We start from the raw sequence: 12,256 nt of genomic DNA, 5'->3' as shown, positions 1-12,256 counted from the left end.
AGGAGTATGAATGAAGGGTGTTATTAGTCAAGTTATGGGCCCTGTGGTCGATGTTGACTTTAATGACTACTTGCCGAAGATCAATGAAGCTATCGAAGTTTTCTTTGAGGTTGAGGGCAAGAAACATAAACTAATATTAGAAGTTGCTGCTCACCTAGGTGATAATAGAGTTAGAACGATCGCTATGGATATGAGTGAGGGTCTGACTCGTGGTTTAGAGGCTAAAGCGCTTGGTGCACCTATTAGCGTCCCGGTCGGCGAAAAAGTTTTGGGAAGAATTTTTAACGTCGTCGGTGATTTGATCGACGAGGGCGAGGGTATAAATTTTGATAAGCATTGGTCTATCCACCGCGATCCTCCTCCATTTGAAGAGCAAAGTACAAAGAGTGAAATTTTCGAAACTGGTATCAAGGTAGTTGATCTTCTAGCTCCTTATGCAAAGGGTGGTAAAGTTGGTCTATTTGGTGGTGCTGGTGTTGGTAAAACAGTTATTATTATGGAGCTTATCCACAATGTTGCGTTTAAACATAGCGGCTATTCTGTATTTGCAGGTGTTGGTGAGAGAACTCGTGAAGGAAACGACCTTTATCACGAAATGAAAGAAAGTAACGTTTTGGATAAAGTTGCCTTGTGCTATGGCCAAATGAACGAGCCACCAGGAGCAAGAAACCGTATCGCGCTAACTGGTCTTACAATGGCTGAGTACTTCCGTGATGAGATGGGACTTGACGTTTTGATGTTTATTGATAACATCTTCCGTTTTTCTCAATCAGGTGCAGAGATGTCAGCTCTACTTGGACGTATTCCGTCAGCTGTTGGTTACCAGCCAACTCTTGCAAGTGAGATGGGTAAATTCCAAGAGAGAATCACATCAACTAAAAAAGGTTCGATCACCTCTGTTCAGGCTGTTTACGTTCCAGCTGACGACCTTACAGACCCAGCTCCTGCAACTGTTTTTGCTCACCTTGATGCTACGACAGTTCTTAACAGATCGATTGCAGAAAAAGGTATCTATCCGGCTGTTGATCCGCTTGATTCTACTTCAAGAATGCTCGATCCTCAAATTTTAGGAGCAGATCACTATAAGGTAGCTCGCGGCGTTCAAGCTGTGCTTCAAAAATATAAAGATCTTCAAGATATTATCGCTATCCTTGGTATGGACGAGCTTAGTGAAGAAGATAAGCTAACAGTTGATAGAGCAAGAAAGATCGAGAGATTTTTATCTCAGCCGTTCTTCGTTGCTGAAGTATTTACAGGTAGCCCTGGTAAATATGTAAGTCTTGACGAAAATATAGCTGGCTTTAAGGGAATTTTAGAGGGTAAATATGATCATTTACCAGAAGCAGCATTTTATATGGTTGGAAATATGGATGAGGCTTTAGCTAAAGCTGAGAAACTTAAGGCTTAAATTTAAAAAGGAAGCGTAATGGATAAATTACATTTAGAGATCGTAACTCCTCAAGGTCAGATATTTAATGATGACGTGAGTAGTGTAGTGCTTCCAGGTAGCGAGGGCGAGTTTGGTGTTTTGCCAAACCATGCCTCATTAATATCTCTTTTAAAAGCAGGTATTATAGATATAGAACATAAAAATAAAAAACATGATGTTGTTGCGATTAACTGGGGCTATGCAAAGATTGACGAAGGTAAGGTAGTAATACTTGCTGACGGTGCGGTTTACGTCTCTGGTGATAGTGAAAGCGAGCTTGCAAATTCATTGGAAGCTGCTAGAAATTTGATAGAGAGCATGAGTAGTGATACAAATGCTTTCGCAGCAACTATATCTAAAATGGAAAATGTAGTGAGAACTAGATAAGTGGGCGGTATAGATTTATTTTTAAATTACATTCAAAGAAGTAGTTTTATTACAATTATTGTTTTAACTTGGCTGTCAATATATTTTATAGTTAGTTTCACAATTCTTTTTTCAAGAATGGCTGGTATTGGAGCTTGGCAAAAACGTGAGCAAAATGCACTTGAAGCATTGCTTATGGGTGCTAAAAATATTCCAAATGATTCGTCTTTGAGAAAATGTGCAAATGGAAGAATTTCAAGAGAAAAACTAAATGTATGTATAAGTATAGCCGAGAAAAATGCTACAAGTGGGCTAACGTGGCTAAGTGTAATAGCATCTACTTCGCCTTTTATTGGTCTTTTTGGAACCGTTGTTTCTATTTTAGAGACATTTTCACAGCTTGGAAATGGTGGAGGTTCATCACTTGGTATTATCGCTCCAGCTATTTCAGAGGCACTTGTTGCAACTGGTTGCGGAATTTTTGTTGCCATCCCAGCATATACATTTAACTTACTCATAAAAAGAAAAGCTTATGAATTAATGAGCGTTATCGAGCGTCAGGCTGATGTAATGATAGCACTTAAAAAAGATGATGAGATACTATAAATGGCCGTTAAATTTACCGATGAGACACCAGAGCTAAATATAACTCCTCTTGTTGATATTATGCTTGTTTTACTAGCCATTTTAATGGTTACTATGCCAACCATAACATATCAAGAGGATATTACTCTTCCGGATGGTTCAAAGGCGAAAACTTCAACATCTAAGCAAAAAGACCTTATAGTATCTATAAATTCGCAAGGACAAGTTAGAGTTGATCAGAGTACTATGAGCCTTGCTGAGTTTCCTGATAATATCGCATTAATGAGTACAAAATACGATAAAACCTCGCCTATCTATATAAAAGCTGATAAAAATTTAAAATACGATGATGTTATGTTTGTATTAAAGACTTTAAAAGGTGCTGGTTTTAACAAAGTGGCTTTAGAGACAAACGGCTAAGATGTCAAATAAAGTTAAATTTCCAACGCTTAGTTCGTTTCTTGTAGCGTTTTGTATTTACGTTACAATTATACTTATTTTATTTATAAAGCTTACATTTTTTGTAGAACCTCCTAAGAAATATACCGATGATAAAGATGCTATTATGGATGTGGTTATGGTTGATAGGGAGATTGATCAAACCATTAAAGCTCCAAAACAAGCAGATGAAGTAGTTAAAGAGACAAAGCCTGAACCTAAAAAGGAGTCAGAGGAAGATAAGCAAGAGACTACAAATAAGCCTGTTGTACCAGATGAACCATTGCCAACTCCAAGCTTACCAACTCCTCCAAAAGAGGAACCAAAACCTGAACCTAAAAAACCAGAACCAAAACCAGAAATTTTAAAACCAAGTGAAGAACCCAAAGAAGATATTAAGCCAGAGCCAAAACCTGAGCCTAAGCCTGCACCAAAGCCAGTTGAAAAGCCAAAACCAAAAGAGCCAAATATAAAAGATCTCTTTAGTGATATAGATCCTACGAAACTTAAAAAAGACGATGGTATAAAAAAGACCGAAAATAAAGTTCAAAGCCGTAAAAAAAGCGAAGCTTCTAGTTCAAAAGCCGCAAAAGAAGCTAGTGATATAATAAAGAGTTTAAAGATAGATCAAAATCCAACTGCTCCAAAATCACAATCTACCGGTACTTACGATCCACTAATGGGTGCGATAACAAAACAAATTCAAAGAAGATGGCAAAGCTATAAGGCCGATTCTGCAAATTTGGCTAAAGTTAAAGTTATGATAGATCAGAGCGGAAATTTTAGCTATGAAATTTTAGAGCTATCATATAATGAAGAATTTAACGCAAAAGTAAGAGAGTGCTTAGAAAAACTTACAACGGAGAAATTTCCATTCAATCCAGACAAAAGCACTACTTTTAATTTAAATTTAGAAGATAAAATAAACTAAAATTTATAAAATTATGGAGTAGAGATGAAGAAAATTTTTCTTTTTTTATGTGTTGCTCTAGGGCTTTATGCTGCTGATGCGACCATATCTGTTGTAAATCAAGGTATTGCCTTGCCAAAGATAGCTTTGCAAGATGCAACAACTGCTGTTAGTGATATGGGTTTTAAAGATAAATTCTTTAAAATCATGCTAGGAGATCTAAAGGTTAGTTCCGATTTTGAAGTAATCGAAGATCATGTGCCTTCTACCTATGAAGGGGATGCGACTACTAATACAATGAGTGATAAAGGCGTCGAACTTATCTTTAGATATGCTCTTGAAGGCTCTATGGGCTCACCTCTTACTTTAAGAGTAAAACTGATAAATGCTAAGACAGCAACTACAAGATATGAGAAGGTTTATACTATGCCAGACGGCGCAAAGTATCCGTTTTTAGCGCATAAAAGTATAGTTGAGCTTACTAATGAACTAAATTTACCACCAGTTGGCTGGATGGAAAAATTTATTATTCTTTCAAAATATACTTCAGCTCGCCAAAGCTCTATTATAGTTGCAGATTATACACTTACATATCAAAAGACTATAGTAAGTGGCGGTCTAAACATTTTCCCAAAATGGGCTGGAGCTGATCAAATTAAATTTTACTATACATCTTATGTAAACAATAAGCCAACTTTATTTAGGTATGATCTAAATTCTGGTACAAAAACAAAGATAATTGATAGCATTGGCATGCTTATAGCCTCAGATGTTAGTAAAGATGGAAGTAAAATTTTATTAACTATGGCACCAAAAGATCAACCAGATATATTTATCTATAATACAAATAGCAAAAATTTGACGCAGATTACTAATTATCCAGGCATAGATGTAAATGGAAATTTTGTAGATAATGATAGTAAGATAGTTTTTGTATCAGATAGGCTTGGTTATCCTAATGTTTTTGCAACTCCTGCGATTTCTGGCGGAAGCGTTGAACAAATGGTATTTCATGGTAAGAATAATAACTCTGTAAGCACATTTGAAAATTATGTTGTTTATTCAAGCAGGGAAGCAAGCGGTAGTTTTAATATATATCTAATTTCAACTCAAACGGATTTTATACGACAGCTTACAGCAAATGGCAAAAATAACTATCCAAGATTCTCAAGCGATGGGCAAAGTGTTGTTTTTATAAAAGAGCTTGGCGGTCAAAGTTCACTAGGTGTTGTTAGGCTAAATGAAAACAGAAGTTTTCAGTTTCCTTTAAAAGTAGGAAAAATTCAATCTATAGATTGGTAATATTCTGATAAAATTTAAGATTTTTGTGATATAATTCGACCAAATTTCTAAAAAAGGATAAGGAATGAAAAAAGTAGTTCTAGCAAGTGTTGCAGTTGCAACTTTATTGTTGAGCGGTTGTAGCTCAAAAAACCCTGAAGTTGATATGAATTCAAATTCAAATCAATCTGCAGACAATTCAGGTAGCATGAGCGATGCTGATAGATTAGCAGCTCTTATTGCTAACATCGAGAGTCAAGTTAAAAGTGTATACTTTGACTTTGATAAATTTAATATAAAAGCTGATCAACAAGGTGTTGTTAGCTCAAATGCATCAGTATTCAATCAAGCTGACGCTCAAGCTCTTTCTATAAAAGTAGAAGGCAACTGCGATGAGTGGGGTACAGATGAGTATAACTATGCTCTTGGTTTAAAACGTGCTAAAAGTGCTAAAGATGCTCTTGTAAGAAATGGCGTTAGTGCTGATAGAATCGCTGTAGTTAGTTTTGGAGAAAGCAATCCAGTTTGTACAGACAAAACAAAAGCTTGCGATGCTCAAAATAGACGTGCAGATTTCAAAGTACTTCCATAATTTATAGGTAATAATGAATAAAAAAATAATTGTAGTGGCTCTGATTGGAGCCACTATCTCTATTACCTCCGGCCAAGAGATTTCAGCTTTTGATGCAGGCAATATGGATAGTGCGAATCCATATGGTCTAACTGACAATGAAAAAGTTACCCTAAATAATAAGCGAAGTGTTCAAAATATTGAAGAGAATATGAATAGTGTTTTAGAACAACTTCAAGGTTTGCAAAGCTTGATTGAGAGCATGAGTGCTAGAATGAATAAGCTTGAGCAAAGAATAAATGATATAGAGACGAAGGTAAATGGTGGCATAAGTGATTCTGGTGTAAGTTTGACATCACTGAAGGCTTATGTTGATGAAACTAGAGATATACAAGACAAAAACTACAAGAATATCACTGCTGCCTTAAATAAATTAGGTGCAATAATGGATAAAAATGCTGCTCAACCAAAGCAAAATGCAAATCCAAAAGAACAAAGTAAGCCAACTTCAAATTTTAGTGGAAAAAGCGATAAAGATATTTTGGCTGATGGCATTAAACTTCTAAATTCTGGTAATAGCACAGAAGCAGCTGGATATTTTGAATATTTAAATAAAAAAGGCTATAAAACTGGTGCAACAAATTATTATTTAGGTGAAGTTGCTTACAGTCAAAAATCATACAGTACAGCTATACAATACTACAAAAAAAGCATACAGAACGAAGATAAGGCTGACTATACACCAAAACTTCTATATCACACAGCTATAAGCTTTGATAAGATAGGTGATACGCAAAGCGCAAATAGATTTTATAAAGCTTTAAAAGTCGGCTATCCAGATAGTAAAGAAGCCAAAGCCTCTCCTAATAGAAACTAAATTTTAATCTTTTTTAGATATAATCCCACATTAATCAAGAAACCAAATCTAAGGAGATTATTGTGAGTAAAGATCAAGTTATAACTATGTTTTACGAACTAAAAGATGCTAACACTGGTGAAATTCTAGAGTCAAACATGCAAGAAGGTGGCCAAATTTCATTTATAACAGGGCATGGCCATATTATAGAAAAGCTTGAAGAAGAAGTAAGTAAACTAAAATCAGGTGAAAGAGCAACTATAAGCGTAAAGGCAGCAGAGGGTTGTGGTGAATATAATAACGAAGCCATTCAGTCGTTACCAAAAGAGCAGTTTGCTGGTATAGATTTACATGAAGGAATGGAACTTTTTGGTCAAAATGAGGATGGCTCAAGTGTTCGTGTCATTGTTAAAGAGATCAAAGATGACGAAGTAACGGTTGATTTTAATCACCCATATGCTGGTAAAGATTTGCTATTTAATGTTGAAGTTTTAGAAGTTAGAGATGCGACAGAAGATGAAAAAGCAACAGGCATGGTAGCTGGGGCTCATACTTGCGGTTGCGGTGGTCACGATCATGAGCATGAACATGAGTGCTGCGGTGGTCATGGACACGGGCATGGACACGGACACGAGGATGGTGGTTGCGGTTGCGGTGGACACGGACATCACCATCACTAAGAAGCTAAAATGAAAAAATTTGCTTTTGTTTTTGCGGGCCAAGGCTCGCAAAGTATTGGTATGGGAAAAGACTTTTACGAAAATTTTTCTACTTCTAAGTTACTTTTAAATGATGCTTGTAATGACACTGGCATTGATTACAAAGAGCTTTTATTTACACAAAACGATAAGTTAGATAAAACAGAATTTACTCAGCCAGCTATTGTTTTAAACTCGCTAATGACTTATTTGTCTTTTTCAAATTTTATTAAAGAAAAACCAGAATTTAGTCTCGGGCACTCACTTGGAGAATTTACCGCTCTTGCAGTTAGCGGAGCATTTAATTTTATTGATGCGATTAGGCTTGTGAATTTACGTGGTAAATTTATGCAAGAAGCTTGTGTTGGTAAAGATGCTGGTATGATGGTAGTTCTTGGACTTAGTGATGAAGTGGTTGAAGAAATTTGTAAAAAAGCAAGAGAAGAAGGTTTACAAATTTATGCTGCAAACTACAACTGCGATGGACAAATCGTTGTCGCTGGTGTAAGAGCTGATCTTGCTAGCTATGAAGCAAAATTTAAAGAAGCTGGCGCAAAAAGAGTAATGCTTTTAAATATGTCAGTAGCAAGCCATTGTCCGATACTTGAGCCAGCTAGTGTTAGACTAGCAAGCGAGCTTGAGAGTACTTTGGCTACCAATTTTTCTCCAGTTGTCTCAAATGTAAATGCTAAAATTTATACTGATAAAAGCGAAGCACTAGTCCTACTAAAAGAGCAGCTAATAAAACCAGTTTGCTATAAACAGAGCATTAAAAACTATGAAAATAATGTTGATTGTTTTATCGAGCTTGGTGCTGCGACGTTAAAGGGCATCAATAAAAAAAATACTGAAAAGCCAACTTATAGTATTACTGATATGGCAAGTCTTGAAGAAGTTGTGAAAATTTTGGAGGAGAGATGATAGCGATACTTGGAGCTATGCAAGAGGAGATAACACCGATCCTTGAAATGGTTGGTGAATATAAAACTGTTCAATATGCAAATAATAAATTTTACTTAGCAAACTATAAGGGAAAAGAGCTAGTCATTGCCTATTCAAAGATAGGTAAAGTAAATGCAGCCATAACGGCAACTTTAATGGTAGAAAAATTTAAGGCCTCAAAATTGCTCTTTACTGGCGTAGCTGGCTCACTTGATGAGAGTTTAAAAATAGGTGATATGCTTTATGCTACTAGCTTGGTGCAACATGATCTTGATATCACGGCTTTTGGCCATCCTTATGGCTATGTGCCAGGCACAAGTATCTTTGTCAAAAGTGATGTAGGGCTAAATGAACTGGCAAAAAAGATAGCTGATAAAAAAGATATGGGCTTAAGCGCTGGTGTTATTGCGACCGGAGATCAGTTTATCTGCGATAATGAAAAGAAAAATTGGATAAAAAAGATATTTAATGCGAGCGCTACCGAGATGGAAGGTGCTAGCGTTGCACTAGTTTGCGAAACACTTGGTGTGCCATTTTTTATACTAAGAGCTATCAGCGATGGGGCTGGTGATGCAGCAGAGTTTGACTTTGATAAATTTTTGCAAGATTCAGCAAATGTTAGTGCAAAATTTATACTTGAAATGGTAGAAAATTTATGATAGAGCTTAGCAAAAGGCTTCTTAGGCAAGTTGGTCAGACAAATGCCAGATACAAGATGATAGAGGGCGGAGATAAGATATTGCTTGGCCTTAGTGGCGGTAAAGATAGCCTTGCACTAGCTCACGTACTAAAGCATATTCAAAACGTCACACCTGAGAAATTTGAGTTTAAAGCAGTAACTCTAAGTTATGGCATGGGTGAGGACTACGCTTATCTTACGAAGCATTGCAATGAGCACGGAATAGAGCATGAGGTGATAGATAGCTCAATCTTTGAAATTTCAAAAGAGAAAATCCGTAAAAATTCTAGCTTTTGTAGTTTCTTTTCTCGTATGAGAAGAGGTTATCTTTATACTTACGCCTTAAAGCATGGTTTTAATAAGCTCGCGATTGCTCATCATTTAGATGATGCAGCGGAGAGCTTTTTTATGAATTTTACCTATAATGGTGCACTAAGGACGCTTGCTCCAAAATATACTGCAAAAAATGGCATCACAGTTATTAGACCGTTTATCTTCGTTCGCGAGAGACAGCTTCGCGAAAATGCTATCAAAAATGAATTAAGAGTTATCGGTGATGAAGCATGTCCTGCAATGAGATTTGACGTAAAGATGCCGCATGCTAGATATGAAACCAAACAGCTTCTAGCAACTTTAGAAAAAGAAAATCCAAAACTTTTTACTTCGCTAAAAGCAGCATTTGAAAATATCCATACTGATACTTTTTTTGCTCTCAATAGTAGTAGTGAAGAGTAAAATTTTACTTGCTTCTTGGGACTAATCCCAAGAAGCAAGTTATAAATATTTCTATCTTAATTGGCTTTTATCAAAATAAATAAAAAATGTATGAATTGATAAAATTTTTGTACTTGTGCATAAATCAAAAGTGTAATATACAATAAATACAAATGCATTTAGTACAAAAACTACTGGTTAGAATTTTATAACTTAGAAAATTTAAGCTTAAAAAATAGTCATAATAGAGTTTAAAGCCCGTCAAGTAAAATTTTATAAAGGCGGTTTATCTCATCGTCATTTAGCTCGATCGTACTTTTTGTATCAAACAAATTTTTGATCTTGCTAGCGTCAAATTCGCTCCTATCAAGGCAGTGCTTGTGAGAGGGTAAAAAACCACGAGTTAAGCAAAGCTCGCTCTCTATCTCCTCGTCGCAGATGAAGCACTCAAGCTCGCTGTGAAGCCTACCTTCATACTCTAAAATTTTAACGTAGCTTTCGATGATAAGGCGTTTTGGATTTTGTAGCTGCATCTGTTTGGCGCAGCGATCAAGCTCATTAAAGTAAATTTCATCAAGCTGCTCGACCTCTTTTAGATGATCATAAAGTAGGCGCATAAACTGCTGCCAAATGATGAGCTTATCGCGCTCTAGCAGCCATTTAAAGCCAAGATGAAGTATGCTTCTAAGCTTTGGTAGAAATTTTACCTCTTGCTCTAGCTCAAAGTCGATCTTGTAGCCAGTCATGATGTTTGAGTGGCGAGCGCCAAAAAATCTATACGACTTTACGAGCAAATTTGGCGTTAGCACAAAGACTAAAAGGTCCTCGTCTCTGACCTTTTGCACGCGCAGGATATAGCCTTGCATCTAGGCAAAAAACTCCCTTATGCGCTCTCTCATCACTGTCGCGTCTTTGATGAAATTTATATCGTTTCTAAAGGTTGTTGCACCGTCGATGCCCTTGCTGTACTGATGCAAATGCTTTCTAAATATGCAAAGTCCATACTCTCCGTAGTGCTCGATCATCGCATCAAAGTGAGCTAGGATTATCTTTTGTTTTAGCGCCTTATCTACGCTAGTTTTGGTCTTTATCTCGTGAAATATCCAAGGATTACCAATACTTGCTCTGCCGATCATTAGGGCATCGCACTTTGTAAGGTTTAAAATTTCATCTGCATTTTGTGCATTTATATCGCCATTTGCAACGACTGGAATTTTTACACTCGCCTTTACTCTAGCGATCGCTTCGTAATCAACCTTTGCACTATATCCGCCAGCTCTTGTGCGTCCATGTACTGCGATGTAGTCTGCGCCGGCTTCTTCGCAAGCTTTCGCGATTTTTTCTTCATTTTTATCGTTAAAGCCAAGTCTAAATTTAACACTCAGGCTCTCTTTGTTTGAGACGCTTTTTATGGCTGAGATTATATTTTGAAGTTTGTTAAGATCGTTTAGTAAAGCAGAACCCGCTCCTTGTCTAACGACCTTTGGTACGGGGCAGCCGCAGTTTAGATCCAGCCCATAAATCCCATCAAATTTATTGATAATTTGCACAGCTTTTTTTATATTTTCTGTGTCATTGCCAGCTATTTGAACGACATAAGGCTCTTCGTTTGGGGATTTTTTAATCATTTCAAGAGTTTTATCACTACTCTCATATACTAGAGCATTTGCGCTGATCATTTCGCTAACAGTGACATCACAGCCAAATTTCTTAACTACGCTTCTTAGTGGCAAGTCAGAAAAGCCAGCAAGAGGTGCTAAGAAAAGTGGCTTTTTGCTAAAGTCTATCATTTAAAAAATAGCGAGCTAGGCACCATTTTGCCGTTATCTCGTAAAAACAGCAAGACTTTTATCTCTTTAAACTCATCTGGGTCGCTACCTTCGATAGCCTCTCTTACTTTATCAAGCATCTGAAGCTCAAATAGCGCATATACGTAAGCCTCATCAGCATCAGCATGGATGCTTTTTAACTTCTCAAAGATGCTGATAAATGCGTCTGGTTTTAGCTTATTTTTAAGCATTATGGCTGCTTTGTCGTATTGTGCCTTTGTCACTTTTGCGTTGTTTAAAAGATCAAAAATTTCATCACTGCTTAGATCGATCTCGTCATTTACAAAGCGGGTAATAATAAGCATTGTATCTTCACTCGCTAGTTCAAAATTTAATCTTTTGATCTCGCTAAAAGAAGCTACTTTTATGAGTTTATCAAATGCAGCTTTTTTAAGGCTCTCATTTTGATCTTGATTTTTAAGTATGTCAAGATAGTAAGTAGGTAGTTGCTCGATTTTATTTAGCTCATTTAGGATATTCAACTTGCTATCTTTTGCTAGTCTAAATTTCTTTAGATCGACAATCTCTTTATTTTTTATACTTTTTATAGTTTGTAAGATATTGTTTATCTCGGCATCATCTACACCGACATCTTTAAGCTCGCCTACTGGTGAGATAGAACGAGTAAGCTGTGAGGCGATCTTGTAAGTGTCGGTTTTGAAGTCTTTGTTGCTCTCAAAGCCAAGAAGCGTCTCTTTGGCTAAGTCTTTATAAAGCTGGCTATCTTTTTTGATCCATTTTTTATATCTATAAAAAGCATATCCATGATAAGCGATATGAAGTAGGGCAAGAAGTGCTAAAACAGCTACTGGAAGAGCGACCCAAATAGCAATTGGCAAAGTTATAGTTTGGCCTAAAAGCTCAAATGTGTAATCAGAACTATTAAGAGAATAAGTAAGCCCTGCAACAACTACTATGTAGATTATGCAATAGACGAGAAATTTTCTGGTTTTCATGT

General features: G+C 36.5%; 15 protein-coding genes. 12 read left to right on the top strand and 3 right to left on the bottom strand.

The window, feature by feature from the left end:
* The first annotated feature begins 10 nt into the window (after positions 1-10).
* The 12 genes from atpD (at position 11) to ATCC51562_RS03515 (ending at position 9,490) form a co-directional block, all read left to right on the top strand.
* Positions 11-1,408 (top strand): F0F1 ATP synthase subunit beta, encoded by a 1,398-nt coding sequence (gene atpD, locus ATCC51562_RS03570; protein ID WP_021091052.1) that lies wholly within the window; start codon positions 11-13, stop codon positions 1,406-1,408.
* Between the two features lie 18 nt (positions 1,409-1,426).
* The gene (gene atpC / locus ATCC51562_RS03565; protein WP_021090667.1) at positions 1,427-1,816 is read left to right on the top strand and encodes an ATP synthase F1 subunit epsilon; all 390 of its coding nucleotides are present in this window, start codon (positions 1,427-1,429) and stop codon (positions 1,814-1,816) included.
* A complete protein-coding gene (locus ATCC51562_RS03560) occupies positions 1,817-2,401 on the top strand; it encodes a MotA/TolQ/ExbB proton channel family protein (RefSeq protein ID WP_051288435.1) in 585 nt (194 codons plus the stop codon).
* Positions 2,402-2,800, top strand: a complete 399-nt coding sequence (locus tag ATCC51562_RS03555) for a biopolymer transporter ExbD (RefSeq protein WP_021090535.1) — start codon at positions 2,402-2,404, stop codon at positions 2,798-2,800.
* A 1-nt stretch (position 2,801) separates the two neighbouring features.
* The gene (locus tag ATCC51562_RS03550) at positions 2,802-3,749 is read left to right on the top strand and encodes a TonB C-terminal domain-containing protein (RefSeq protein WP_021090975.1); all 948 of its coding nucleotides are present in this window, start codon (positions 2,802-2,804) and stop codon (positions 3,747-3,749) included.
* Positions 3,750-3,773: 24 nt separating this feature from the next.
* Entirely contained in the window at positions 3,774-5,030 is a 1,257-nt protein-coding gene (gene tolB / locus ATCC51562_RS03545; RefSeq protein WP_021090985.1) for a Tol-Pal system protein TolB, read from the top strand.
* A 64-nt stretch (positions 5,031-5,094) separates the two neighbouring features.
* On the top strand, positions 5,095-5,601 hold the full coding sequence (locus tag ATCC51562_RS03540) for an OmpA family protein (protein WP_021090913.1): 507 nt from the start codon (positions 5,095-5,097) through the stop codon (positions 5,599-5,601).
* Positions 5,602-5,614: 13 nt separating this feature from the next.
* Entirely contained in the window at positions 5,615-6,457 is an 843-nt protein-coding gene (locus ATCC51562_RS03535) for a tetratricopeptide repeat protein (protein ID WP_021090609.1), read from the top strand.
* Between the two features lie 56 nt (positions 6,458-6,513).
* Positions 6,514-7,116, top strand: coding sequence for an FKBP-type peptidyl-prolyl cis-trans isomerase (locus ATCC51562_RS03530; RefSeq protein ID WP_223154487.1), 603 nt, complete (start codon positions 6,514-6,516; stop codon positions 7,114-7,116).
* Positions 7,117-7,125: 9 nt separating this feature from the next.
* Positions 7,126-8,055: an ACP S-malonyltransferase gene (gene fabD, locus ATCC51562_RS03525; RefSeq protein WP_021090563.1), complete on the top strand. Its 930-nt coding sequence runs from the start codon at positions 7,126-7,128 to the stop codon at positions 8,053-8,055.
* Positions 8,052-8,735: a 5'-methylthioadenosine/adenosylhomocysteine nucleosidase gene (locus ATCC51562_RS03520; RefSeq protein WP_021090771.1), complete on the top strand. Its 684-nt coding sequence runs from the start codon at positions 8,052-8,054 to the stop codon at positions 8,733-8,735. The genes fabD and ATCC51562_RS03520 overlap by 4 nt, the downstream gene beginning before the upstream one ends.
* On the top strand, positions 8,732-9,490 hold the full coding sequence (locus ATCC51562_RS03515; protein ID WP_021090654.1) for a tRNA 2-thiocytidine biosynthesis TtcA family protein: 759 nt from the start codon (positions 8,732-8,734) through the stop codon (positions 9,488-9,490). Before ATCC51562_RS03520 ends, ATCC51562_RS03515 begins: the two co-directional genes overlap by 4 nt.
* Before the next feature lie 230 nt (positions 9,491-9,720).
* Here ATCC51562_RS03515 and recO read toward each other — a convergent pair whose 3' ends face one another.
* Genes recO through ATCC51562_RS03500 form a run of 3 tightly spaced genes read right to left on the bottom strand, consistent with a single transcriptional unit; the run spans position 9,721 to position 12,254 of the window.
* A complete protein-coding gene (recO, locus tag ATCC51562_RS03510; protein ID WP_021091035.1) occupies positions 9,721-10,335 on the bottom strand; it encodes a recombination protein RecO in 615 nt (204 codons plus the stop codon).
* A complete protein-coding gene (locus ATCC51562_RS03505; protein WP_021090730.1) occupies positions 10,336-11,259 on the bottom strand; it encodes a tRNA dihydrouridine synthase in 924 nt (307 codons plus the stop codon).
* Positions 11,256-12,254 carry a hypothetical protein gene (locus ATCC51562_RS03500; protein WP_021090678.1) on the bottom strand — a complete coding sequence of 333 codons (999 nt, stop codon included), beginning with the start codon at positions 12,252-12,254 and terminating at the stop codon, positions 11,256-11,258. The genes ATCC51562_RS03505 and ATCC51562_RS03500 overlap by 4 nt, the downstream gene beginning before the upstream one ends.
* Between the last annotated feature and the right edge of the window lie 2 nt (positions 12,255-12,256).

Source organism: Campylobacter concisus ATCC 51562 (genome assembly GCF_000466745.1).
Taxonomy (GTDB): Bacteria; Campylobacterota; Campylobacteria; order Campylobacterales; family Campylobacteraceae; genus Campylobacter_A; species Campylobacter_A concisus_B.
This window is presented reverse-complemented; position numbering and strand designations above follow the sequence as displayed.

Bases quoted from the DNA above. Each gene is read 5' to 3' on its own strand.
- fabD (WP_021090563.1), top strand. From the start codon at position 7,126: ATGAAAAAATTTGCTTTTGTTTTTGCGGGCCAAGGCTCGCAAAGTATT.
- ATCC51562_RS03500 (WP_021090678.1), bottom strand. From the start codon at position 12,254: ATGAAAACCAGAAAATTTCTCGTCTATTGCATAATCTACATAGTAGTT.
- ATCC51562_RS03520 (WP_021090771.1), top strand. From the start codon at position 8,052: ATGATAGCGATACTTGGAGCTATGCAAGAGGAGATAACACCGATCCTT.
- atpD (WP_021091052.1), top strand. From the start codon at position 11: ATGAAGGGTGTTATTAGTCAAGTTATGGGCCCTGTGGTCGATGTTGAC.
- ATCC51562_RS03515 (WP_021090654.1), top strand. From the start codon at position 8,732: ATGATAGAGCTTAGCAAAAGGCTTCTTAGGCAAGTTGGTCAGACAAAT.
- tolB (WP_021090985.1), top strand. From the start codon at position 3,774: ATGAAGAAAATTTTTCTTTTTTTATGTGTTGCTCTAGGGCTTTATGCT.
- ATCC51562_RS03540 (WP_021090913.1), top strand. From the start codon at position 5,095: ATGAAAAAAGTAGTTCTAGCAAGTGTTGCAGTTGCAACTTTATTGTTG.
- ATCC51562_RS03505 (WP_021090730.1), bottom strand. From the start codon at position 11,259: ATGATAGACTTTAGCAAAAAGCCACTTTTCTTAGCACCTCTTGCTGGC.
- ATCC51562_RS03535 (WP_021090609.1), top strand. From the start codon at position 5,615: ATGAATAAAAAAATAATTGTAGTGGCTCTGATTGGAGCCACTATCTCT.
- ATCC51562_RS03555 (WP_021090535.1), top strand. From the start codon at position 2,402: ATGGCCGTTAAATTTACCGATGAGACACCAGAGCTAAATATAACTCCT.
- atpC (WP_021090667.1), top strand. From the start codon at position 1,427: ATGGATAAATTACATTTAGAGATCGTAACTCCTCAAGGTCAGATATTT.
- ATCC51562_RS03550 (WP_021090975.1), top strand. From the start codon at position 2,802: ATGTCAAATAAAGTTAAATTTCCAACGCTTAGTTCGTTTCTTGTAGCG.
- recO (WP_021091035.1), bottom strand. From the start codon at position 10,335: ATGCAAGGCTATATCCTGCGCGTGCAAAAGGTCAGAGACGAGGACCTT.